The organism is Mesorhizobium sp. B2-4-3, assembly GCF_006442815.1.
Lineage (GTDB): Bacteria > Pseudomonadota > Alphaproteobacteria > Rhizobiales > Rhizobiaceae > Mesorhizobium.
Genome location: NZ_VFVL01000016.1, coordinates 35,736 through 58,077, shown reverse-complemented (window position 1 = coordinate 58,077; position 22,342 = coordinate 35,736). Strand labels below are relative to the sequence as shown.

General features: G+C 63.7%; 20 protein-coding genes. 10 read left to right on the top strand and 10 right to left on the bottom strand.

What is annotated here, in order from left to right; all coding sequences use genetic code 11:
- Positions 1-64 precede the first annotated feature (64 nt).
- On the bottom strand, positions 65-640 hold the full coding sequence (locus FJ956_RS16735) for a DUF4893 domain-containing protein (protein WP_140678766.1): 576 nt from the start codon (positions 638-640) through the stop codon (positions 65-67).
- A gap of 125 nt (positions 641-765) precedes the next feature.
- Between FJ956_RS16735 and FJ956_RS16730 the strand changes: the two genes are divergently transcribed.
- Positions 766-1,680 (top strand): NAD(P)-dependent oxidoreductase, encoded by a 915-nt coding sequence (locus FJ956_RS16730; protein WP_140678768.1) that lies wholly within the window; start codon positions 766-768, stop codon positions 1,678-1,680.
- 10 nt (positions 1,681-1,690) lie between these two features.
- Here FJ956_RS16730 and FJ956_RS16725 read toward each other — a convergent pair whose 3' ends face one another.
- Positions 1,691-2,320, bottom strand: a complete 630-nt coding sequence (locus FJ956_RS16725; protein WP_140678770.1) for a DUF1638 domain-containing protein — start codon at positions 2,318-2,320, stop codon at positions 1,691-1,693.
- 53 nt (positions 2,321-2,373) lie between these two features.
- Between FJ956_RS16725 and FJ956_RS16720 the strand changes: the two genes are divergently transcribed.
- Positions 2,374-2,508 carry an entericidin A/B family lipoprotein gene (locus FJ956_RS16720; RefSeq protein WP_041003961.1) on the top strand — a complete coding sequence of 45 codons (135 nt, stop codon included), beginning with the start codon at positions 2,374-2,376 and terminating at the stop codon, positions 2,506-2,508.
- Positions 2,509-2,587: 79 nt separating this feature from the next.
- On the opposite strand, the gene FJ956_RS16715 is transcribed toward FJ956_RS16720, so the two are convergent.
- Positions 2,588-3,286, bottom strand: a complete 699-nt coding sequence (locus FJ956_RS16715; protein WP_140678772.1) for a B12-binding domain-containing protein — start codon at positions 3,284-3,286, stop codon at positions 2,588-2,590.
- Between the two features lie 271 nt (positions 3,287-3,557).
- Here FJ956_RS16715 and FJ956_RS16710 point away from each other — a divergent pair, with 271 nt between their 5' ends.
- From FJ956_RS16710 to FJ956_RS16685, 6 genes are all read left to right on the top strand, one after another.
- Entirely contained in the window at positions 3,558-5,132 is a 1,575-nt protein-coding gene (locus tag FJ956_RS16710) for a trimethylamine methyltransferase family protein (RefSeq protein WP_140678774.1), read from the top strand.
- An 89-nt stretch (positions 5,133-5,221) separates the two neighbouring features.
- Entirely contained in the window at positions 5,222-5,911 is a 690-nt protein-coding gene (locus tag FJ956_RS16705) for a 4Fe-4S dicluster domain-containing protein (RefSeq protein WP_140678776.1), read from the top strand.
- Positions 5,912-6,014: 103 nt separating this feature from the next.
- Positions 6,015-6,746, top strand: coding sequence for a dienelactone hydrolase family protein (locus FJ956_RS16700; protein WP_140678778.1), 732 nt, complete (start codon positions 6,015-6,017; stop codon positions 6,744-6,746).
- Between the two features lie 175 nt (positions 6,747-6,921).
- Positions 6,922-7,482: an RNA polymerase sigma factor gene (locus FJ956_RS16695; protein WP_140678822.1), complete on the top strand. Its 561-nt coding sequence runs from the start codon at positions 6,922-6,924 to the stop codon at positions 7,480-7,482.
- Positions 7,483-7,484: 2 nt separating this feature from the next.
- Complete coding sequence (locus FJ956_RS16690) at positions 7,485-9,683, top strand: VWA domain-containing protein (RefSeq protein WP_140678780.1); 2,199 nt, start codon at positions 7,485-7,487, stop codon at positions 9,681-9,683.
- Positions 9,684-9,825: 142 nt separating this feature from the next.
- Positions 9,826-10,110, top strand: coding sequence for a hypothetical protein (locus tag FJ956_RS16685; protein ID WP_181170238.1), 285 nt, complete (start codon positions 9,826-9,828; stop codon positions 10,108-10,110).
- 8 nt (positions 10,111-10,118) lie between these two features.
- On the opposite strand, the gene bmt is transcribed toward FJ956_RS16685, so the two are convergent.
- The 3 genes from bmt to FJ956_RS16670 all read right to left on the bottom strand — a co-directional run bounded on the left by bmt (position 10,119) and on the right by FJ956_RS16670 (position 12,854).
- Positions 10,119-11,141, bottom strand: a complete 1,023-nt coding sequence (gene bmt / locus FJ956_RS16680) for a betaine--homocysteine S-methyltransferase (RefSeq protein WP_140678782.1) — start codon at positions 11,139-11,141, stop codon at positions 10,119-10,121.
- 82 nt (positions 11,142-11,223) lie between these two features.
- Positions 11,224-11,826, bottom strand: coding sequence for an urea carboxylase-associated family protein (locus FJ956_RS16675; protein WP_140678784.1), 603 nt, complete (start codon positions 11,824-11,826; stop codon positions 11,224-11,226).
- Between the two features lie 170 nt (positions 11,827-11,996).
- A complete protein-coding gene (locus FJ956_RS16670) occupies positions 11,997-12,854 on the bottom strand; it encodes a helix-turn-helix transcriptional regulator (RefSeq protein WP_140678786.1) in 858 nt (285 codons plus the stop codon).
- A 237-nt stretch (positions 12,855-13,091) separates the two neighbouring features.
- Between FJ956_RS16670 and FJ956_RS16665 the strand changes: the two genes are divergently transcribed.
- Together FJ956_RS16665 and FJ956_RS16660 are read left to right on the top strand one after the other, a co-directional pair.
- A complete protein-coding gene (locus tag FJ956_RS16665) occupies positions 13,092-14,105 on the top strand; it encodes a fatty acid desaturase (protein ID WP_140678788.1) in 1,014 nt (337 codons plus the stop codon).
- A gap of 77 nt (positions 14,106-14,182) precedes the next feature.
- Positions 14,183-15,010, top strand: a complete 828-nt coding sequence (locus FJ956_RS16660) for a PhnD/SsuA/transferrin family substrate-binding protein (protein ID WP_140678790.1) — start codon at positions 14,183-14,185, stop codon at positions 15,008-15,010.
- Here FJ956_RS16660 and FJ956_RS16655 read toward each other — a convergent pair.
- From FJ956_RS16655 to FJ956_RS16640, 4 genes are all read right to left on the bottom strand, one after another.
- Positions 14,978-16,318, bottom strand: coding sequence for a Xaa-Pro peptidase family protein (locus FJ956_RS16655; protein ID WP_140678792.1), 1,341 nt, complete (start codon positions 16,316-16,318; stop codon positions 14,978-14,980). The genes FJ956_RS16660 and FJ956_RS16655 overlap by 33 nt on opposite strands.
- A 15-nt stretch (positions 16,319-16,333) precedes the next feature.
- Complete coding sequence (locus FJ956_RS16650) at positions 16,334-17,737, bottom strand: glycosyltransferase family 39 protein (RefSeq protein WP_181170239.1); 1,404 nt, start codon at positions 17,735-17,737, stop codon at positions 16,334-16,336.
- Between the two features lie 193 nt (positions 17,738-17,930).
- Positions 17,931-20,501 carry an FAD-dependent oxidoreductase gene (locus FJ956_RS16645; protein WP_140678796.1) on the bottom strand — a complete coding sequence of 857 codons (2,571 nt, stop codon included), beginning with the start codon at positions 20,499-20,501 and terminating at the stop codon, positions 17,931-17,933.
- A gap of 76 nt (positions 20,502-20,577) precedes the next feature.
- Positions 20,578-22,155: a trimethylamine methyltransferase family protein gene (locus FJ956_RS16640; protein WP_140678798.1), complete on the bottom strand. Its 1,578-nt coding sequence runs from the start codon at positions 22,153-22,155 to the stop codon at positions 20,578-20,580.
- Between the last annotated feature and the right edge of the window lie 187 nt (positions 22,156-22,342).

Below are 22,342 nucleotides of genomic sequence, written 5' to 3'. Positions count from 1 at the left end.
ACTATGCGGACCGGGTTAATCCTTGGTGTGCCGGAGGCGTTTCAGCCGGCGTCGAAGGACCGCCTCAGCGCTTCAATTCCATGATGTCGAGCTTCGATTCGTAATAGGGCGCGGGGAATTCGATCCGCCATTCGGTGGCGCTGTTGCGGAAGGCATAGCCGACCTGGTCGCTTTCGGGGCCGCTGCCATAGGGCTTGGCCCTGTCATCATTGACCGAGAACGAGCCGAGATAGATGGCGCGCTTCTCGCCGTCGTCGAAGAAGCGGCCGGCGGTGCGCTGCGAGCCGCTGATCTTGGCAAGCCGCCAGCCGGAACCGCCGTCGGTCACCTTGCATTTGAACCAGCCATAGATGACGAGCGGGCTGATGCCGCCCGCCTTGATGGTGCGGCACTTCCAGTTTCCGGTGAGGTCCTTGTCGGAGAAGTCGACAAGCGGTTTGGCGAGCAGGTCATCCAACTGCTTGACCTCGGACGGATCGCCGGCCTTGGCCTCCTCGAGGGCTGCCTTGCGCGTCTCGCCATATTTGTCCAATCGCGCCTTGTCGGCTGCGGTGATCAGCTTCTGCACTTCGCCGTCGGCGTGGGCGGGCAAAGTGAGAGCGATAAGGCCGAGGGCGGCAAAAAGCAGGTGGGGCGTCATAAATGTGTCTCCTCAAATCAATGGCTGGAACAGTTTTTTCTATCACTGGCGCACAACTTACTGGTTCGCCATCGCCTGTCATCCGTGCTTAACAGCGTGTGCTCGAAAAAATGGCGGTTTGATCGATGCGGATTCTGCTCACGGGATCGTCCGGCTGGCTGGGCGGCGCGCTTAAGCCGAGGCTTGAAGCGCTCGGCCATCACGTCGTCGGACTTGATCCGGTTCCCTCGGCGCGCACTCAGGTCGTCGGCTCGATCGCGGATCGCGACTTTGTCCTGAGGACCGTCCGCGAGAATCGCATCGAGGCGATCATTCACAGTGGGGCGCTGCACAAGCCGAATATCGAGCATCATGAGAACACGGCCTTTATCGCCACGAATATAGAAGGCACGCTCAATCTGCTCGATGCTGCCGTGGCCTGCGGCGTGCAACGTTTCGTCTTCACCTCGACGACGTCGCTCATGATCTCGCAGGCGATCCGCGCCGGCTTCCAGGGTGGCGCGCGCAAGGCGGCCTGGCTGACCGAAGAGATGTCGCCGGAGCCGCGCAACATCTACGGCGTGACGAAGCTTTCCGCCGAGCATCTCTGTCGCCTCTATCACATCGAGCATGGGCTGCCGGTGGTGGTGCTGCGCACGGCGCGCTTCTTTCCCGAGGCGGACGACATGGCGCATGCCATCGAACAGTCCGATGCCAACACCAAGGCCAACGAATTGCTGTTCCGGCGGCTGACGGTGGAGGATGCGGCCGAGGCCCATGTGGCGGCCCTGGAGAAAGCGCCGAGCCTTGGCTTCGACGTCTTCATCATCTCGGCGCCGACGCCGTTCAAATCGGAGGATTGCGTCGAGCTGATCGCCGACGCGCCGTCCGTCGTCGCGCGCTGTTTCCCGGATTATCCCAGGCTCTATGCGAGGAAGGGCTGGACGATGTTCTCCTCGATCGACCGCGTCTACGATCCGTCGCGGGCGAGGGAGCGACTGGGTTTTGTGTGCAGAACGAGTTTTGCCGATGTGTTGAGGGCGCTGGAAGCGGAGGCGTGAAGACCGACCTTCAGGCGCCCTGTGCCACCCGGGCCAGCTCGCCGGTCAGGTCGCCATAGCCGGTCGGGCGGCGCTCATAGGCGAGGCCAAGCATGGCGGCGGCTTTCTCAGCGACCTTGTCGAGCTCGGGATCGTCGGTCTGGGCGAGATAGATCAGCTTCTCGTAGTTGCCGAAATAATCCTTGATCAGCTCGGGATGCCGGTCGAGGCCGAGCGGCTTGATGAAGAAGGCCTCGAACTGGCGGCAGAGGAAGTCGGTCATATAAAACGACATCATGTCGTCGTCGGCGACCTTCGCGTAGGCGTCCATGCCCTGGTAGAAGGCAAAGCAATGCGGCCCGGCCATGCGCTCGACGCCATGCTTCTCGATGATGCGGTCGAGCAGGCCGCCGGTGCCGCAATCGGCATAGCCGACGAAAATGCGGCTGTAGCCTTCCGCCTTGGCTTTCTCGATCGCCTTGTCCATCGCCGGCGCGATGCGGTCCGGATAGAAATGGAACTCGGCCGGCAGGCAGGTCAGATCGAGATGGTCGAGCTTTAGCTGTTGCTTGACGGCCAAAACTTCGCGCGCAATCATCCCGCAGGCGATGACGAGCAGCCTGTCCGTTTGATTCGATTTCGTTTTTTGCGTCTTGACCAAGTCGGGCCGGCTTTCGCTGCGGGGCTTAATATCTGTCGAGGGAGACACCGTCCATGAAACTGCTACGCATCGCGCCGATCGCCATCCTGGCCTGCGCGCTTGCCCTCACGGCCTGCGCCAACACCATCCGGGGCGTCGGCAAGGACGTCAAATCGACGGCAAGGGCGGTCAAAGACACCGTCAACTGATCGGCAGCCTCTCTCATCTGGGAATAAAAAAGCCGCGCTGCAAGGCGCGGCTTTTTTCGATCCATCCTGATGCCTTGGGTCAGGCGGAGGCGCGAACGTTGTGCTTGCGCTTCATGTAATCCTTGGCGGTCTCGACCGCCACCGCGGCGTCGCGGCAATAGGCATCGGCGCCGACGGCCTTGCCGAATTCCTCGTTGAGCGGCGCGCCGCCGACCAGCACGACATAATCGTCGCGGATGCCCTTTTCCTTCATCGTGTCGATCACGACCTTCATGTAGGGCATGGTGGTGGTGAGCAGCGCCGACATGCCGATGATGTCGGGCTGGTGCTGCTCGATCGCGTCGAGATATTTCTCGACGGCGTTGTTGATGCCGAGATCGATGACATCGAAGCCGGCGCCTTCCATCATCATGCCGACGAGGTTCTTGCCGATGTCGTGGATGTCGCCCTTGACGGTGCCGATCACCATCTTGCCCTGCTTCGGCGCGCCGGTGGCGGCGAGCAGCGGACGCAGGATGAACATGCCGGCCTTCATAGCGTTGGCCGAGAGCAGCACTTCCGGCACGAACAGGATGCCGTCGCGGAAATCCTCGCCGACGATGCGCATGCCTTCGACCAGCGCCTCGGTCAGCACCTTGTAGGGCGCCCAACTGCGCTCGAGCAGGATTCGCGTGCCTTCCTCGATCTCTTCCTTCAGCCCATCATAAAGATCGTCGTGCATCTGCTGCACGAGCTCGTCGTCGGAAAGCTCGGAAAGGATGATCTCGTCGTCGGACATTTCTCTCGGGCTCCTTGCTGCTCGGAATGACTGCGGCAGCCTAAAAATCGATGCGCCAATACCTAACCCGCGAGGGCAGGGCATCCATAGCTGATTTGCGACTTCCCGCAAAAGGAAAGCGACTGAAAAATTGACGCTTTTCTTGTCGATTTTGCGACAGGCGTTGGCGCTGGCTGGCCGTTTCCAATAGGGTGCATGACTACGATCCGGCGAGAAGCGGCGGTTGCAGGCCGCGAGCCAATCCAGGCCAGGTTTTATAGGAAGCACGATCATGAGCGAGAACGCGGCAGTCGACCAGGAAGCGTCAAACGCACGGCGCGGGCGCGGTGCCAGCGGCGGCGCGGCGGCACGCCGGGCTGCCCGTTCGGGCGGCGGTCCGGGCACACAGCTCACCTACATCAAGCGCAAGATCAACGTCTACGAGGTCCTCAACGAGGAGGGCCTGGCGCTGATCGAGAAGAACACCGACACGGTGCTGGAAGAAATCGGCATCATCTTTCGCGACGACGCCGAGGCGCTGGCGCTGTGGAAAGAAGCTGGCGCCGACGTCAAGGGCGAGCGCGTGCATTTCCCGAAAGGTCTCTGCCGCTCGCTGTTGAAGACCGCGCCTTCGATCTACACCCAGCATGCGCGCAACCCGGAGCGCTCGGTGCAGATTGGCGGCAACGCGACCGTATTCGCACCGGTCTACGGCCCGCCCTTCGTGCGCGACCTCGACGGCAACCGCCGCTACGCGACGATCGAGGATTTCCAGAATTTCGTGAAGCTCGCCTATATGGCGCCGTCGATCCATCATTCGGGCGGCACGGTGTGCGAGCCGGTGGACGTGCCGGTCAACAAGCGCCACCTCGACATGATCTACTCGCACATCCGGTATTCGGACAAGCCGTTCATGGGCTCGGTGACGGCGCCGGAACGGGCCGAGGACACAGTGGCGATGGCCAAGCTCGTGTTCGGCGACGACTTCGTCGAGAACAACACGGTGCTGACCAGCCTGATCAACGCCAACTCGCCGATGGTGTTCGACGAGACCATGCTGGGCGCGCTGAAAGTCTATTCGCGCCACAACCAGGCCTGCATCGTCACGCCCTTCATCCTGGCCGGCGCGATGAGCCCGGTGACGGTTGCCGGCACACTGACGCAGGTGCTGGCCGAGGTGCTCGCCGGCGCTTCGTTCACCCAGCTGATCAGGCCCGGCGCGCCGGTGCTGTTCGGCACCTTCGCCTCGTCGATCTCGATGCAGTCCGGCGCGCCGACCTTCGGCACGCCGGAGCCGTCTCTGGTGTCCTATGGCGCCGCGCAGCTCGCGCGCCGGCTCGGGCTGCCGTTCCGCACCGGCGGCTCGCTTTGCGCTTCGAAGGTCCCGGACGCGCAGGCCGCTTATGAGAGCGCCAACACGCTCAACTCGACGATCCTTGCCGGCACCAATTTCGTGCTGCATTCGGCCGGCTGGCTCGAGGGCGGTCTCGCCTCCTGCTATGAAAAATTCATGATGGATATCGACCAGCTCGGCATGCAGCAGAAGTTTGCCGAGGGCGTCGACCTGTCGGAAAACGGCCAGGCGATGGACGCCATCCGCCAGGTCGGTCCGGGCAGCCATTATCTCGGCTGCGACCACACGCAGGCGAATTTCCAGACGGCCTTCTACCGCTCCAACATCGCCGACAACAATTCCTACGAGCAGTGGCTGGCCGAGGGCCAGAAGACCGCGCCGCAGCGCGCCAACGAGCTCGCGCGCCGCTGGCTGGAAAGCTATGAGGCGCCGCATCTCGATCCGGCCATCGACGAGGCGCTGAAGGATTTCATCGCCAAGAAGAAGGGCTCGATGGCCGACGCCTTCACGTGAAAGGAGCCCGAGTCAGGCCGGGCTAAAGTGGCCGACATCATTCACAAGGAAGTCTGGCGGAGCGCATTCTCCGACCCGGACCGGAAGGGATGACTTTTTCCCGCGGCACGGTCGAGGAGATTGCGGCCGTGCTCGCGGCCAGTGGCCTGATCCTTCGCGGCGGTTTCAGCTTTGGCGACGATGCGGTTGCACCGGCCGGACCTTCTGGCGCTCCGGCCAAATCGATGCTTTTGGTCGGGCAGGCGGGCGCGGCGCCATGGCCGCATTTCCAGCGCTGGCTGAGGCAGCGGACGAGGGGCGTCGCCAATCCACTCGACACCTGGTCGCGCGAGGTGATCGGCGCGGTCGCGCAAGGCTGCGGCGCCCGCGCGGTGTCGCCCTCCGACCGGCCCTATCTGCCGTTCCAGCAATGGGCGATGCGGGCCGAAGGGCTGAAACCGTCGCCGCTCGGCATCCTCATGCATCCGACCTACGGGCTTTGGCATGCCTATCGCGGCGCGTTGCTGTTCGAGGACGAGATTTCTCTTCCCGAAGCTCATGAGCCGATTCACCTTTGCGACATATGTGTCGAAAAACCTTGCCTGAAATCCTGTCCGGTTGACGCCTATTCCGGGCAGGGCTTTGCCCATGAAGCCTGTCTCGACCATGTTCGCGGCTCCCGCGGCGAGCCCTGCCGGGCGGGCGGCTGCCTCGACCGCAACGCCTGCCCCTATGGCACAAGCTATCGCTATCCGCCGGAGGTGCAGGCCTTTCATATGACGGCCTTCGCGCGGCTCTAGGAGGCAGGCCGGCCGCACGAAATCTTGAACGGCCTGATCCGGGAATGGCTTGCCCGAACGGCGCGTGCCGATATCTATCGCGCGGCAGGCAACGGAGAGCATCATGGCAGGAAAACAGATCGAGATCGAAACCAGGGACGGCAAGGCAAAGGCTGGCCTTTTTCGACCGTCCGCCAAGGCCGGCGCCGGCGTCATCCTCTATATGGACGCCTTCGGGCCGCGCCTGGCGCTTGACGAGATGGCCGAGCGGCTCGCCGGTCACGGCTATGCCGTGCTGGTGCCCGATCTTTTTTACCGCAACGCGCCCTATGGGCCGTTCGACGCCAAGACCGCCTTCACGGTGGAGGAAACCAAAACCAAATTGATGGCGCTGGTTACCGGCACGACGCAGGAAATGACCATCCGCGACAATGCCGCCTTCCTCGATGCGCTCGCCGCCGAAGGGATCGATGGGCCGGTCGGCGTCGTCGGCTATTGCATGGGCGGCGCGCGGGCGCTCAATGCGGCCGCGACCCACCCCGACCGCATCGCCGCGGCGGCGAGCTTCCACGGCGGCAATCTAGCCAGCGATGCGGCCGACAGCCCGCACCGCAAGGCGGCCTCGATCAAGGCGCGCGTCTATGTCGGCGTTGCCGGTGTCGACCGCAGCTTCCCGCCGGAGCAGTCGGCGCGGCTGGCCGAGGCGTTCAGGGTGGCAGAGGTCGACCATGTGATCGAGAACTATGTCGGCGTCGGCCATGGCTGGTGCATCAAGGACCACAGCGTCTACGACGAGGCCGGCGCCGAGAGGCATTGGAAGCGGCTGGGGACGTTCTTCAAAGAGACGCTGGGATAAGGTGTGCCGATATTCGGGTGAGGCCGGCCTACAAATGGTGGCTTCCTGTGCTTCCGGCCTTCGCCAGCCGAAGCCCTCATAAGTGCACCTCGTCCATCGCGCCTAATTGCCTTCTCAAAAAAATCTTTCCATCGCCCCAAGGATTGGTCATTAGCCTTCGTCCAACAGGCAAATGATGGCGATGATGCTGGACGACGGCGAAGCCTCCGATGCCGAACTGATCGGGCGGGCGAGGGGCGGAGACAGGGGGGCTTTCGGCAGATTGCTCGAAAGGCACTATGGCTTCGTCTATCGCGCCGCCTATCGCTGGTGCGGCAGGAAAGCCGATGCCGAGGACATCGCCCAGGACGTCTGCGTGCGGCTTGGCCGCGCGATCCGCGACTATCAGGGCAGCGGCGCCTTCACGACATGGCTCTATGCCATGACGCTGAACGCTGCGCGCGACATGATGCGCAAGCGCGCCCGCGACACCGCCAAGACCGATGCCTACGGCGCCTATGCGTCGATTGCCGGCGAAGCACCGGCCGAGGCCGACGATCCGGCCGAGGCGCTGTGGGCGGCGGTGCGGATGTTGCCAGACAAGCAGCGCGACGCGGTTCTGCTGGTCTATGGCGAAGGTCTCAACCACGCCGCCGCGGCGGAGGTGATGGCGATCTCGGAGGCGACGGTTTCCTGGCACATCCATGAAGCGAAGAAACGGCTGAAGCTGCTGATGCGCTCAGCCGGGGAAGTGTGACCATGGTCGACGACAACGAACTCGAAAGGCTGCGCGACATCGCGGCACCGGCGCCGGACGGCGAGGCGAAGGCGCGCGCGTTCGCTGCCGCGATGCAGGCCTTCGACCTCGACGAAAAAACTTCCGCGGTCCCCCAAGGAACGCCCGCAGGCCTTCGTCTCACGGAGCGAGCAAGAAAGCTCTGGAGAGACATCATGCAACGGAAACTCATTGCCACGCCGGCCATCACCGCGCTGGTCGCGCTGCCTATCGCCGGCTATGCCGCTTTCGAGATGCTGAAGGAACAGCCGCCCGTCATCGGCGACAACGGTACGGTCACCGAGACCCTGGCCGACAAGCCGGTGGCAGACAGGCCGGTGGCGCAGAAGCCGGAACAGCCCGCGATCAACGAGCCGCTGGCAGCGGCGCCCGCCAAGGAGAAGAAGACCGACGCGGACGCCGAGATCCGGGCCAATTCACAAATGGTGCCGGCAATGCCGCCCAAGCCGGCGGCCGAGGTCGACAGCCTGCTCAAGCAGGAGGCGGCGCCGGAGGCCAAGCGCGCCCTGCAGCCTGCGCCGGCGGAGAGTGGCCAGCTCGCGGCCGGCGGCAAAGACGGGTCGTCCAGCAGTGTATCCATGACACCGCCTAGCGTCGATGAGGCTGAGCGGGCCGACAAGGCGCCGGCGGGCGCCGCGACTACCGTGCCGCAGTCTCCCCCCGCGATGGCCGATTCCAAGCTGATGGTGCAGCCCGCGCCGATGCCCTCCGACCTGATGCAGCCGCAGGAGGAAAACCGCGACCGCGTCGAGACCTTCAAGACCAATCCGGTGCATGAGACCGCGCAGGATCCGGTCTCGACCTTCTCGATCGATGTCGACACGGCCTCCTATTCCTTCGTGCGGCGCTCGCTGAAGGAAGGCGCTCTGCCCGACCCGGACACGGTCCGCGTCGAGGAGATGATCAACTACTTCCCCTATGACTGGAAGGGTCCGGATTCGGCTTCAACGCCGTTCAACTCGACCGTCACCGTCATGCCGACGCCGTGGAACGAGCACACCAAGCTCATGCATGTCGCGATCAAGGGTTTCGACGTGAAGCCGGGCGAGCAGCCGAAGGCCAATCTGGTCTTCCTGATCGATGTCTCGGGCTCGATGGACGAGCCGGATAAGCTGCCGCTGCTCAAGTCCGCCTTCCGCTTGCTGGTGAGCAAGCTGAAGCCCGACGACACCGTTTCGATCGTCACCTATGCCGGCAATGCCGGCACTGTGCTGATGCCGACCAAGGCGGCGGAAAAGCAGAAGATCCTTGCGGCAATCGACAATCTGGCGCCCGGCGGCTCGACGGCCGGCGAGGAAGGCATCCGCGAGGCCTATAGGCTTGCGCAGCAATCCTTCGTCAAGGACGGCGTCAACCGGGTGATGCTGGCCACCGACGGCGATTTCAATGTCGGTCAGACCGATGACGACGACCTCAAGCAACTGATCGAGAAGGAGCGCAAGACCGGCGTGTTCCTGTCGGTGTTCGGCTTCGGACGCGGCAATCTCAACGACCAGATGATGCAGACCATCGCCCAGAACGGCAACGGCACGGCGGCCTATATCGACACGCTGGCCGAAGCTGAGAAGGTGCTGGTCGAGGATGCCTCCTCGACGCTGTTCACCATCGCCAAGGACGTCAAGATCCAGGTCGAGTTCAATCCCGCCAAGGTCTCGGAATACCGTCTGGTCGGCTACGAGACCCGGGCTTTGAAGCGCGAGGATTTCAACAATGACCGCGTCGATGCCGGCGATATCGGCTCGGGCCATTCCGTGACGGCGGTCTATGAGATCACGCCGAAAGGCAGCGGCGGCGAGCAGGTCGATCCGCTGCGCTACGGCCAGGCCAAGGTCGACAATGGCGGCGTCGCCAATGCGGGCGAATATGCCTTCGTCAAGATCCGCTACAAGCTGCCGGACGAGAACGTCTCGAAGCTCATCACCACGCCGGTGACCGCCGCCAACGAGGTCTCGTCCTTCGATGCGGCCGGCGCCGACCAGCGCTTTTCGGTTGCCGTCGCGGCTTTCGGGCAGAAGCTGCGCGACGAGGATCAGACCGCGAATTTCAGCTATGACCGCATCGCGGAGATCGCCAATGCCGCGCGCGGCGCCGATCCGTTCGGCTACAGGGCGGAGTTCCTGTCGCTGGTGCGGCTGGCCTCGTCGCTGGACGGCAACAAGTAGGCCATTGCGGATTGAAGGAAAGGCCGGCGGGACAGATCCTGCCGGCCTTTTTTTGCGATCGTTAAATTGTGCTGCTTTTCCGGAACTTCGCCGCAACGGAGCTTCTGTTAGTCGGTGCTGATAGGGGTTTGAGGGATCAGCAGTGCATATCACGACAATCGGGAACGCGAACTCGACTGCGGCCAATGCCACGGTGCGCGGACCGTCCGCTGCTTCAGCGGAATCCGCGCGCATCAGGAACGATGTCGACGCGGCGCGCAACACAGCGCTTTCGGCCCTCAACAACGACCGTTTCCGTTCGATGCTCGAGCAGATCAGCGACCCCGGCGCATCGGGCGCCCTGATGACGATGGGCACCGACAACCAAGGCAGTGCCGGCACCGATCTCAATACCGCGCTGTCGCGCTACGCCGAAAACAGCAAGTAGAAACCGTATCAGGCGCGGCTGCGCCGGCGCTCGCGCCGGGCTTCGCTGGTCTCGGCGGTGTTTGCCGTCGCCACCTTGTTGCGCATCGGGCCGATGCGCTCGACGATCGTCGCGACGGTCGGGCGGGTCGACTTGGTGTGCGCGTCCAGCGCCTTGCGCATGGCGGCAAGGTGGGCGAACGAGGTGCCGCAGCAGCCGCCGACAATTTTTGCGCCGGCATCGACCGCCAGCCGCACATAGTCGGACATCAGCTCCGGCGTGCCGGAATAATGGATCTCCGCGCCGCGGAATTCCGGAATGCCGCAATTGCCCTTGACGATCACGGTCGCTTCCGGCTTCGCCTCGGTCATGTCGAGCAGCGAGGCGAGGATGTCGGAAGCGCCGACGCCGCAATTGGCGCCGACACCCAGCGGGGCCTGCGACAGGCCGTCGGCGACGGCGTGGATGTCCTTCGGCAGCAGGCCCATCATGGTGCGGCCGGCCGTGTCGAAGGAGCCGGTATAGGTATAGGGCAGGCCGACGCGGATGGCGGCTTGCGCAGCGGCGCGGATCTCGTCGGGCGCCGACATGGTCTCGATCCAGGCGACTTCGGCGCCGCCGGCCTTGAGACCCTCGATCTGCTCGGCAAAGGCCTCGACGGCGTCGTCATAGGTCAGGGCGCCGAGCGGCACCAGCAGCTCGCCGGTCGGGCCGACGGAGCCGGCGACGATGACCTTGCGGCCAGCCTTGTCGGCGACGGAGCGGGCAATCTCGGCGGCGCGCCTGTTCAGCTCGTGGACGCGATCCTGCGCATGATGCAGCTTGAGCCGGTGGCGGGTGCCGCCGAAGGAATTGGTCAGGATGATGTCGGCGCCGGCATCGACGAAATTCCGATGCAGGCTGGCGATCGTCTCGGGCGAAGTCTCATTGAGCAGCTCGGGCGCCTCGCCGGCCTCGAGACCCATCGCGAACAGATTGGTGCCGGTGGCGCCGTCGGCCAGGAGCACGCCCTTTTCGGCAAGCAGGGCGTCAATCGGGTTGATCGCGGTCATGACTTTGACTTTCGTGTTCGAATTCAAATAACGATATAAAGAAGTCTTTATGTCCAGTCAACGAATTTGCGGCCGCGAGACCTTACGGAGCCGGAGTGATCTCGACCTCGATCTCGGTGCAGGCATCGCCATTGGTCGGGTGGTGATCGACCGAGCAGGCGGTGACGACAAGCAGGAGGTCCTGTTCGGCGCGCAGCGTCACGTAGCCGCCCGGCGGATTGATGGAGGCCTCGACGACCAAAGTCCCGTCAGGCTGCGGCATGGAGTTCTGGAAGAGATCGACCGGGTCGGGCGCGAATGGCAGTTCGATGCCTTCCGCGCCGAGCGCCTTCATCAGATTGTCGCGGCAGTTCGGGTGGTTGGGCAGGCCGGCCCGTTCGTAGAGCGCGCTGTCGCAGGCCGGGTAGAGCATGTCGTGCGGTCCGGGCGAGGCGTCCTCGATCAGTGTCAGCATGATCTTGCCCGCGGCGCTGTAGAAGTGGTCGCCGGGTTTCGGAAACAGCCGCTCGGTAATGTCGCGGGTCTGCGAGGTGCTCAGCCAGTCGAGCCTGCCTTCGGTCGAGAAGGCCCAGAGGTCCGAGACCTGCTGACCCTTGGGATCGACGATGCGGATCAGATCGCCGCGCCTGACGCGCATGGAACGGCCCGACTGAGGAGGAACAACGATGTGACGCGGTGCTTGCATGGATTTCCCGGAACGATAAGCGACGGCCGGCCTAGACCGTGATGGCGTTTCGTTGAATCGCCATCATAGTCTAACTCTTTGTTAGGGCATGATCTTCTCCGAAAATCGGTTCCCACTTTTCGGGATCATGCTCTAATGGCCGATCGCCAAGATGGCGCCGATGGAGCCGATTAGACAGAGCCTGACGGGAAGGACATTGCGGCCAGCTTCTGCGCAAAACTCGCGGCCTCGTGCGCGTTGATGTCAGCGGCCCGGATTAGGTTGTCGAAATGGCTGGTGAGCGTGCGGATCGGCTGGGTGGCGCTCAGCACGATATACATGTCGCCGACATAGATCGCGGCGCGATAGGGGCCGAAGATCGTATAGGGGATCGAATAGCGCATGCGGCCGTCATAGAGGAACAGGCGAAAGGTCGGATAAAGGTCATCGAGCAGCGTTGCCATGTGCAGCAGTTGCTTGCGCCGTTCGGCCTCCGGGAAACGGTCCCAGACGCCGAGGCCGCGCGCGAAGATCTCCAGCGTGTGGCGCGGCATGCAGACTTCCATGTCGGTCTCCGGCCGACGGTTGTAGTCGATGCGATATTGCGTTTCGCCGGCCTGCGCCTCACGGCTCTTGTTGGCAATGCCGGCCTCATATTCCACCAGTGCCTCGGTGCGCAGAAGGTCGGGAATGCCGGCGGGCACGTAGCGGATCTTCGTGCCGGCCGCCTCGGCATGCCATTTGGCCAAAAGCGTGCGGTCGAAGCCGTCGGGCGCCTCCTCGATCTCGAGGCTTTCTCTAATTTCGCCGGTGACGCCTTCGTCCTGGCTCAGGCCCAGCAGCCAGTCGAGCGACACCTTGAACTCGGCGGCGATGTTGAGGAGGGTCTCGGCGCGGGGCAGGCGGGTCGAGGCGCCGGAGAGCAGTTGCGACAGCGCCGAACGGTCGATGCCGACCGCCGTCGCGAAGGCCGACTGGTTCAGGTCGGACCGTGTCAAGAGCAATTTCAGGCGCTCCCGAAAGGTCGTCGACAGATCGCGCTTGTCCATCACGCTGCTCCCGCGGCGGAGAGGAAAAATTTGCGCCGGAGCCGTTCTGAACATGGCTCAGGCGGAAATGAATCCCCATGTTTGTTTACAATGTATAACATATGCAGCCAGAAATGCGCATTCGCAACAGTTTGTGCGCATTGTCGCGTTGATGTAACGGCAGGCTCCTGACACAATGTTGTCAGGAATCGAGTTGGTTCCGGCGACTGGGGGGCAGTGGTCGACAGCATGGCAAGCATGAATACCGGCACGAACAAGAGACGTAGCAGCGCACGGGCGGTCGAATGGCCGACAGTCTTCCTCACACTCTTCTGCTACGGCGCATGGCTCGCCACCGGTTTCCTTCTGTGGCGATCCCATCCGCTTTTGGCGCTTGCCGTCCTGCCCTTTATCCTGGCTCTGCAATCCTCGATCATGCACGAAGTGCTGCACGGTCACCCGACCCGTAACGCCAGGATCAACGAAGCCTTCGTCTTCCTGCCCATCGGCATGGTCTGGCCGTTCCGCCGCTTCAAGACTATCCACCTTCGCCATCATGCGGACGAGCGCCTGACCGACCCGCTCGACGATCCGGAGAGCTATTACCAGGCGCTTTGGATGCATGAGGATCTGCCGCCGACAATGAAGCTTCTGCTCAAGATCAACAACACCATGATCGGCCGCCTCGTCCTCGGTCCGTGGTTGTCCTCGGTCGGTTTCTTCATCGACGATGCCAAGCAGATCCTTGCCGGCGACAACGCGATCCGCAAGGCCTGGCTGCTGCATGCCATCGGTCTCGCGGTTGTGGCGCCGATCGTCACGTTCGGTTTCGGCATTCCGCTGTGGCTCTATGTCCTGGTGCCGGTGTGGCTTGGCCAGTCGCTGATCTCGATCCGCACCTATGCCGAGCACCAGTGGTCGGAGCATCCGGAGGGGCGAACGGTGATCGTCGAGCGTTCGCCGCTCTCTTTCCTGTTCCTGAACAACAATCTGCATTTCGTTCATCACAAGAGCCCGACCATTGCCTGGTACAGGTTGCCGAAGCTCTTTCGCGAGCGCCGCGAGGAATGGCTGCGGATGAACAACGGTTATGCCTATCCGAACTATTTTGCGATGCTGAAAGCCCACGCATTCAAGGCCAAGGAGCCGATCGTCCATCCGGTGCTGCGGCGCACGCCGGAACCGGGCCGCGCTTTCAAGCCGCGCGTCAGGGCGCGCAATGTCAGCGGACTTGGCACGGCGCCTGTTCCGGCCGAGCCGCCGAAGGAGTAATTTCGACTTTCCGCGACGCTTTTTTCAGCGGCGGAACGCAGGCGCCGAAGGTCGCTTGTCTTTGAAAGCTATTCGTCATGAGCAAGTTCGTTGCGGCCCTGCCGATGTATGACTGGCCCGAAGCGCGTGGCGAGGTCGACGCGCAGTGGGCGCGGCTCCGCGATGCTTTTCGGCAAAGGGGCATCGATGCGCCGGAGGCGGTCGTGCGCAGCAATCGCGAACTGCCGCCGGTGCCTGGCGGCATTCGCGATGACGCCGGCAAGCCGATCGCGCCCGACCCGGCGACGCTGCCGCCGGACGAGTTCGATTTTCACCAGTTCTGGCTGAGCCCGGCGCTGCTCTTCGGGCAAACATGCTGGGGGCCGATGGAGCTCGGCCTCGCCCCGCATGTGCAGGTGATCGCCCAGCCAAGCTACGATGCGTTCGAGGGCGGACAGGGCGAGCTTTATTCCAGCGCGTTGGTGATGGCTGCGGACGGCGGACCGTCAGTGGTCTCGCCGGCGGATGGCAAGGCTGTCATCCCGCTCGATCTCATTGGCGGCAAGCGCTTCACCTTCAACAATCCGGACTCGATGTCCGGGCTGATCGGCCTGACGCGCGACCTGGAAGCGATGGGTGAAAGCCTGGACATCTTCGCCTCGCGCAGCGAAAGCGGCGGCCACCGGTCGTCGATCGTGGCGGTCGCGGAAGGCAAGGCCGATATCGCGGCCATCGACTGCGAAAGCTGGGCGCTGGCGCAACGTTTCGAGCCGGCGGCGAAAGGCGTGAAGGTGGTCGGCTGGACGGCGCGACGCAAGGGCCTGCCCTATATCACCGCCAGAACGACGCCGGAAAGAATCATTGCCGCGATGCGCGAGGTCGTCGAAAGCGGATCAGAGCAGCCGCTCGTCCAGCGGGTAGGCTGAAAGCTTCTCGTTGCCGGTCTCGGTGATCAGGATCTGCTCTTCGATCTTGACGCCTTCGCGTCCGCCAAGCCTGCCGATATAGCTTTCGACGCACAGCACCATGCCGGATTCGAGCACGCCGTCCGGCGTGTCGGCGGTCCAGTCGCCGGCATGCGGCAGCGTCGGATATTCATCCGCCAGGCCGACCCCGTGATAGAGCACGCCGTAGCGCGTCGGATAGCAGTCGTCCGGCGGTACCGCCGAGCGCTCGACGAGATCGCGAAAGGAGATGCCCGGCCGCATCAGATCCGTGTTGTGGGCGATCTGATCGGCGGCGATGCGGAACAGATCGCGCTGCTCGTTCGACGGCTGCCTGTTTCCGCAAAGCCAGGTGCGCGAAAGATCGGCGCAGAAACCATAAGGGCCGATCAGGTCCGTGTCGAAGGCGACGAGGTCGCCATCTTCGATGACGCGCGAGGAGCATTCCTGGAACCAGGGATTGGTGCGCGGTCCCGAGGACAAAAGACGCGTCTCGATCCATTCGCCGCCGCGCGCGATGTTGCCGCGATGCAGTTCCGCCCACAATTCGTTCTCCGAGACGCCGGGCTTCAGCGCGGCTTCCATCTCGCCCATAGCCGCCTCGCAGGCGACTATCGAGCGGCGCATGGCGAGGATCTCGTCCGGCGATTTGATGAGGCGTGCATTCTCCATCACCGCCTCGCCGTTGCCTATCGCGATGCCGCGGCGGGCGAGTTCTTCCACGCCTTCGGGATTGATGTAGTCGACGGCGATGCGGCGGTTGCCGCCGCCATGCTCGGCAACGAGTTCGGCGATGCCCGCGCCCCAGCGCCGGACCTTCTGCTCGGTAAGCTCGCCGCTGTAGAGATACATCCACGACACGGCCGGGCGCACCTCGTCGACGACACCCGAATGGTCGGACAGGTGCTCGCAGGAGAAATAGTCGAACAGCACCACCGGCCCTTCGGTGGCGACGAAACAATGGCGTGTCGGGTTGTGCGCGACCCAGAGCTGCATGTTGGTCGAGTCCGTCGCGTAGCGGATGTTGACCGGGTCGTAGAGCAGGGCGCCGGCATAGTCGCGGCGCTTCAGCTCGGCGCGAATGCGGTCCAGCCGGTATCTGCGCATGGCGGGCAGATCGGGCGCTGCGATGCCTGCTGCGACCCATTCCGCCTCAGCTGTCGCGCCATAGCCCAGCAGATGCTGGTTGAGCGAGGCCGCCTTTTCGCGCGAGGCCTCGCGCAGCGCTTCGACCGAGCCTGGCTCGAAGCGCATGATCTTGCGGTGGCGGCCGAAGCGTTGCGTGTCCATTCGTTCCCCTGAACCTTACTGCGCGGCCTTCTTGTGCAGTTTGGTGACTATGACCTGGCGCGGCGGGAAGCCGAGTGCCTGCGGCACTTCAATAGTGCGGTGGACGGTGTCCATCGCGTAGCCGGCTCTCGCCAACTCTTCGAAGACATCCGAGGACGGTTCCCTGTCATCGGTCAGGACGAGCACCGCCGGTTCGCGGATCGATCTGGCGAAGTCCGGCGTCTCGTCATCGAGCGCGATGAGATCTGCATCGACCAGGCGCAGATTGCCGACCCAGAACCAGCTCGAGACCACGGTCTTGACCGGGCCGTCGGCATTGATCTGGTCGTAGAGCGACCGGTAATCCATGCGCACGATACCGCCGCGGCTGTCGCCGCCGTGCAGATGCATGTACCAGCTCATCGGCAGCACCAATATGGCAAGCACCGCGCCGACGAAGACGATGGTGGCCTGCGTCTTTCGGCCTTTCTGGCCCATGGCGTCGAAGCGCATGGCGAGCGCCGCGGGCAAGAGGATGAAGATCGGTAGCATCCAGCGGTCGCGAAACTGGGTGATGCCGGCCGCCAACACGACTGTGACCATGACCGCCAGGCCAAGGACGATCGCCCGCCACAATAGCTTTTCCGGCCACCTTACCGGCTGAGGCGGCTCTGTCCGTCTTCTTTTCGCCAGGACGTAGGCGCCGGCGAAAATCGCGACCGGCAATCCAGCGAAATTGACGATCGCGTTGACCAGTCTGCGGATGCCGAGAAATGCCGTGTTCGCGACGCTGCCGCCTTCGGCGACGCCCAGGCCCCCTTGATGCGAGAGCAGATCTTCCAGATGCGTCAGGCTCCAATAAAGCGTCGGCAGGCAGGCCAGGATCGCCACCGCCACGCTGATTGCGAAACGGCGATCGAAGATCGCCTCGCGCGTTTCGCGAACCGAAAGAGCCGCCAGGAACAAGGCGGCAAGGAAGATGACGATGTTGTATTTCGACAGCATCGCGGCCGCCGTCGCCAGGCCGAACAATGCATAGGCGATGGCCGATCGCCGCTTCTCGACCTCGGCCAGCGCCAGAAGCAGCAGCGAGGTGAAGCAGAATATGGCGACCGAGTGGGTGAGGGCGTGCTGCATCTCCCAGAAGATCTGGGGAAACAGAAGCAGCCCGAACATGCCGGCCGTGGCGGCGCGGTTCGAGTAGCCGAGGCGGCGTATGGCGGTGAAATAGGCGGCCAGTCCAGCGGCCAGCAGGCCGTATTTGACGATCTTGAGGGCAAGGACGCTGGTTCCGACCAGCGAGGCCGCAAGCATGGCGAGCCAAGTGTATAGCGGGGGCTGCGAGCTGCCGTAGCCGGCAGCCAGGAACCGCATTTCCATCAATTGCTCGGAATCGTCGACGCCGACGCCCGTGCCCGCGACATGGGACAACAGGGCCATCGCGACGATCTGGGTCAGGCAGTAGAGGAGGACCGAGGCGACCGCGGCGCTGAATGGACCGACCCGTTCATCGCACAGCCAATCGGTCCATTTCTCTAGCTGCCGCAATGGGATGGTCTTTTCGTGCTGATGCGCCGGTAGCGGGCTCGGACCATGCCACAGCAACCGACGCAATCCAACAATTCGTGGGGCTTCAGGTCCGCATCTTCTCGCCGCTCGGGTCGAAAGGCGGCTCGACATTGATGCGGGCCGGACGGCGGCGGCCGAGGATCTCGATCTCGAACAGGCCGGCGCTCTCGTCCTCGGCAAGGGCCGCGGGGACATAGCCCTGCGCCATCGACTTCTGGACATAATGCGCGTAGCCGCCCGAGGTCACCCAGCCGACGACGCGCCAGTCTCCATCGACGATGCCGCGCACGGCGGAAGCGCCTTCCGCGGCCTTCGAGCCACGCACTTCCTTGCCGGATGTGTCGAAGCGCGGCGCGCCATAGCCGTGCGGCTTGTCGACCGTGCCGTAGTCCTTGCCGACCTTGGCCCAGATCGGCTCGTCGCCCATCACGTCGGCATCGATGGCGTCGACGATGAAGGACACGCGGCGCAGCTTCGGACCCTCGGCATGCTCCTTGGCGGACGCCTCGCGGCCAATGAAGTCGTTCTTCTCCAGCTTGATGAAGCGGTCCATCGAGCCTTCGAACGGTCCGTAGATAGGCCGCAATTCGCGGAACCAGGTCGGGAAGTTCTTCTCCAGACGCATGGAGAGCAGCGCGCGCATGCCGAAATCGACGATGCCGAATTCCGCGCCGGCTTCCTTGATCGCCTTGTAGACGAGGCGCTGGTAGGCCGGCGCCATCCAGATCTCATAGCCGAGGTCGCCGGTATAGGTGATGCGGTTGACCATGCAGGGCGCGCCGCCGACCGCCATCTCGCGGAAGTCCATGAAGCGGAAGGCCTTGGTCGAAACGTCGACATCGACGAGCTTCTGCAAGAGGTCACGGGATTTCGGCCCGGCGATCGACAGGCCGACCAGCGTCTGGTCGAAGCGGTGGATACGCACCGAACCGTCCTTCGGCAGATGCTTCTCGAACCAGCGCATGTGGTATTTCTGCGCGGCCGACGAGCCCCAGATCATGAAGCGGTCCTCGCCCGACTTGGCGATGGTGAAGTCGCCGATCAGCTTGCCGAATTCATTGACCATCGGCGTCAGCACGATGCGGCCGACCTTCGGCATGCGGTTGGTCATCAGCCTATTGAGGAAATCCTCCGCGCCCGGACCTGAGACCTCGTATTTGGCGAAGTTGGCGATCTCGGTGACGCCGACCTTGTCGCGCGTGGCGCGCACTTCCTCTCCGATCGGGCCGAAATCGTTGGAGCGGTGGAAGGAGACGATGTCCTTGGGCTCCGTTCCCTTCGGCGCGAACCAGAGCGGGGTTTCCAGGCCCCAGGAGTCGCCCATCACGGCATTGTTGGCGAGCATCGTGTCATAGAGCGGCGTGGTCTGTGCCGGGCGGGCAGCGGGAAGCTCCTCGTTGGGGAAGCGGATCGAGAAGCGGCGCGAATAGTTCTCGCGCACCTTGGCGTTGGTGTAGCGCAGGCTCGCCCATTCGCCGAAGCGGGCGACGTCCATGCCCCAGACGTCGAAGCCAGGATCGCCATGCACCATCCAGTTGGAAAGCGCGAGGCCAACGCCGCCGCCCTGGCTGAAGCCGGCCATGACGGCGCAGGCGCACCAGAAATTGGTCAGGCCCTGCACCGGGCCGACCAACGGGTTGCCGTCCAGCGCGAAGGTGAAGGGGCCGTTGATGATCTGCTTGATGCCGGCCTTCTCGATGCCGGGGAAATGCTTGAAGCCGATTTCCAGCGACGGCGCGATGCGATCGATGTCGGGTTGCAAGAGCTCATGGCCGAAATCCCACGGGGTGTTGACCGGCGACCACGGCTTGCAGGCCTTCTCATAGGTGCCGAGCAGGACGCCGTTGCGCTCCTGGCGGGTGTAGATCTCGCCCTTGAAGTCGAGCACGCCGATCATCTCGCGGCCGGTCGACTTGTTGAACTCCTCGACCTCCGGCATCGGCTCGGTCAAGAGGTACATGTGCTCCATGGCCAAAACCGGCAGCTCGACGCCGACCATGCGGCCGATCTCGCGCGCCCACAGGCCGCCGCAATTGACGACATGCTCGGCATGGACCGTGCCTTGCTCGGTGACGACGTTCCAGGTGCCGTCCGGCTGCTGCGTCAGGTCGACGACGCGGTTGCGCAGCACGATCTCGGCGCCGAGTTTCTTCGCAGCCTTGGAATAGGCGATGGTCGTCCCTGACGGGTCGAGATGGCCTTCGACCGGGTCCCACATGGCGCCGACGAAATTGGTCTCGTCCATCAGCGGGAACATCGCCTTGGCTTCCGAAGGCGTGATCAGCTCGGTGTCCATGCCGAGATAGCGGCCCTTGGCATGGGCCAGCCGCAGGAAGTCCATGCGCTCCGGCGTATCGGCCATCATGACGCCGCCGGTCAGGTGCAGCGAGCAGGACTGGCCGGAAATCTCCTCGATCTCCTTGTAGAGCTGGACCGTGTAGGCCTGCAGCTTGGCGACGTTGGGATCGCCATTGAGCGTGTGGAAACCGCCCGCCGCATGCCAGGACGAGCCGGAGGTCAGCTCCGAGCGCTCGATCAGCATGATGTCGGTCCAGCCGGCCTTGGCGAGATGATAGAGCACCGAGCAGCCGACGACACCGCCGCCGATGACAACCGCTTTTACATGAGATTTCATACAGATAGGTCCGTCTTGTGCAATGTGGAGTCAGAAATGAAAATGGGCGGCGGGCAGTTGCCCAACCGACCGATGATCAGAAATCCGTCGGCGCGCCGCCTTCGGCGCGACGTTTTTCGACGAAGTCGTTGAGTTCCTCGCGGATGGCTGGGTCCATATAGGGCTCCTCGTAGGAAGCAAGGCGCTCCTTCCACACCTTGTTGGTGCGTTCCAGCGCCGTCGGCGAACCCGCCTCGGCCCATGTCTCGAAATTGCGCCAGTCGGACACGATCGGCGAATAGAAGGCGGTCTTGTAGCGCGCCTGCGTGTGCGGGGTGCCGAAGAAATGGCCGCCGGGACCGACCGACTGGATGGCGTCGAAGCCGAGCGCGTCCTCGGAAAGGTCGAGCGGGGTGAGGAACTCGGCCGCCATCTGCAAAAGATCGATGTCCAGGATGGTCTTTTCGTAGGAACAGCGCAGGCCGCCTTCAAGCCAGCCGGCGCCGTGCATCATCAGGTTGCCGCCGCCCTGGATGGCGCCCCACAGCGAGAACACGCTTTCATAGGCGGCCTGGGCGTCGACCGTGTTGGCGGCGCAGGTGTTGGAGGTGCGGTAGGGAATTTGATAGCGGCGAGCAAGCTGGCCGCCGACGAGCTGCGCCTTCATATACTCGGGCGTGCCGAAGGCCGGCGCGCCGGACTTCATGTCGACATTGGAGGTGAAGCCGCCATAGCCGACCGGCGCGCCCTTCTTCACCATCTGCGCGAAGGCAATGCCGGAGAGCGCCTCGGCGTTCTGCTGCACCAGCGCGCCGGCGACGGTGACGGGCGCCATGGCGCCCGACAGCGTGAACGGCGTGACGATCACGACCTGGCCCATGCTCGACATCTGGATGATGCCTTCCATCATCGGCACGTCGAGCTTGAGCGGCGAATTGGTGTTGATGATGGTGAAGACCGATGGCTCCTGCATCAGCTGCTCGCGGCTGATGCCGCGCGCGATGCGGGTGATCTCGATGCCGTCGACGTTGCGCTCCTTGCCGAGCGAATAGATGTGGAAGACCTTGTCGGTCAGCGTGGCGAGGTCGCGGATGCATTCCAGGTGCCGGACCGACGGATGGATGTCGATCGGCTCGACCGGATAGCCGCCTGTGCAGTGCAGGATGTTGTGCATCTGCGCCAGGCGCAGGAAGTTGCGGTAATCGGTCTGGTTGCCGGGCCTGCGGCCGCGGTCGAGATCGGAGCAGTTCGGCGCCGAAGCCATCATCGACAGGATGACGTTGTTGCCGCCGAAGCGCAGATTATGCGCCGGGTTGCGGGCATGCAGCGTGAATTCCGACGGGCAGTGCGAGACGAGCTCCAGGATCATGTCGCTGTCGAAGCGCACGCGCTCTGAGCCTTCGCGCACGTCCGCGCCATGCGCCTTCATGATGCGGCGGGCTTCGTCGTGCAGGACGTCGACGCCGATCTCCTTCAGCACGCGCAGCGAGGCGAGGTGGATCGATTCCAATTCGTCGTCGGACACGAGCCTGGTCGGGGTCAGCGGGTTCTTCAGCTGCCGGAAGGCGGGCTGCTCGAAGGCGGCCGAGCCGCCGGCGCGCTTTCCCGCGCGGCCGCCACGGCGGGCGCGATCTGTTGCCAATGCCGGTTCGGCGGGATGGAGGGCGGCAGTCATGAGAAGCCTCGTGAGGATGCGAAATTGGCGGCATAATGAACTGGCGGCAATGTCGCCGGTGAGGAGGCGGCGACCACTAGGGCGAGGGAAGCGACATGACGGAAGGGGAGCCGGCTGCGGGCGATCTGCCGCTCGGGCTGCCTGCCGTCATCGTCGGGCTCGATGCGTTACCGGTGTCGTTCGCCTT

Coding starts and splice junctions, on each gene's coding strand:
- FJ956_RS16695 (WP_140678822.1), top strand. CDS start 6,922: ATGGCGATGATGCTGGACGACGGCGAAGCCTCCGATGCCGAACTGATC.
- FJ956_RS16730 (WP_140678768.1), top strand. CDS start 766: ATGCGGATTCTGCTCACGGGATCGTCCGGCTGGCTGGGCGGCGCGCTT.
- FJ956_RS16710 (WP_140678774.1), top strand. CDS start 3,558: ATGAGCGAGAACGCGGCAGTCGACCAGGAAGCGTCAAACGCACGGCGC.
- FJ956_RS16715 (WP_140678772.1), bottom strand. CDS start 3,286: ATGTCCGACGACGAGATCATCCTTTCCGAGCTTTCCGACGACGAGCTC.
- FJ956_RS16650 (WP_181170239.1), bottom strand. CDS start 17,737: ATGGCCCTGTTGTCCCATGTCGCGGGCACGGGCGTCGGCGTCGACGAT.
- FJ956_RS16670 (WP_140678786.1), bottom strand. CDS start 12,854: ATGGACAAGCGCGATCTGTCGACGACCTTTCGGGAGCGCCTGAAATTG.
- FJ956_RS16720 (WP_041003961.1), top strand. CDS start 2,374: ATGAAACTGCTACGCATCGCGCCGATCGCCATCCTGGCCTGCGCGCTT.
- FJ956_RS16700 (WP_140678778.1), top strand. CDS start 6,015: ATGGCAGGAAAACAGATCGAGATCGAAACCAGGGACGGCAAGGCAAAG.
- FJ956_RS16705 (WP_140678776.1), top strand. CDS start 5,222: ATGACTTTTTCCCGCGGCACGGTCGAGGAGATTGCGGCCGTGCTCGCG.
- bmt (WP_140678782.1), bottom strand. CDS start 11,141: ATGACCGCGATCAACCCGATTGACGCCCTGCTTGCCGAAAAGGGCGTG.
- FJ956_RS16690 (WP_140678780.1), top strand. CDS start 7,485: ATGGTCGACGACAACGAACTCGAAAGGCTGCGCGACATCGCGGCACCG.
- FJ956_RS16640 (WP_140678798.1), bottom strand. CDS start 22,155: ATGACTGCCGCCCTCCATCCCGCCGAACCGGCATTGGCAACAGATCGC.
- FJ956_RS16660 (WP_140678790.1), top strand. CDS start 14,183: ATGAGCAAGTTCGTTGCGGCCCTGCCGATGTATGACTGGCCCGAAGCG.
- FJ956_RS16645 (WP_140678796.1), bottom strand. CDS start 20,501: ATGAAATCTCATGTAAAAGCGGTTGTCATCGGCGGCGGTGTCGTCGGC.
- FJ956_RS16665 (WP_140678788.1), top strand. CDS start 13,092: ATGAATACCGGCACGAACAAGAGACGTAGCAGCGCACGGGCGGTCGAA.
- FJ956_RS16675 (WP_140678784.1), bottom strand. CDS start 11,826: ATGCAAGCACCGCGTCACATCGTTGTTCCTCCTCAGTCGGGCCGTTCC.
- FJ956_RS16735 (WP_140678766.1), bottom strand. CDS start 640: ATGACGCCCCACCTGCTTTTTGCCGCCCTCGGCCTTATCGCTCTCACT.
- FJ956_RS16655 (WP_140678792.1), bottom strand. CDS start 16,318: ATGGACACGCAACGCTTCGGCCGCCACCGCAAGATCATGCGCTTCGAG.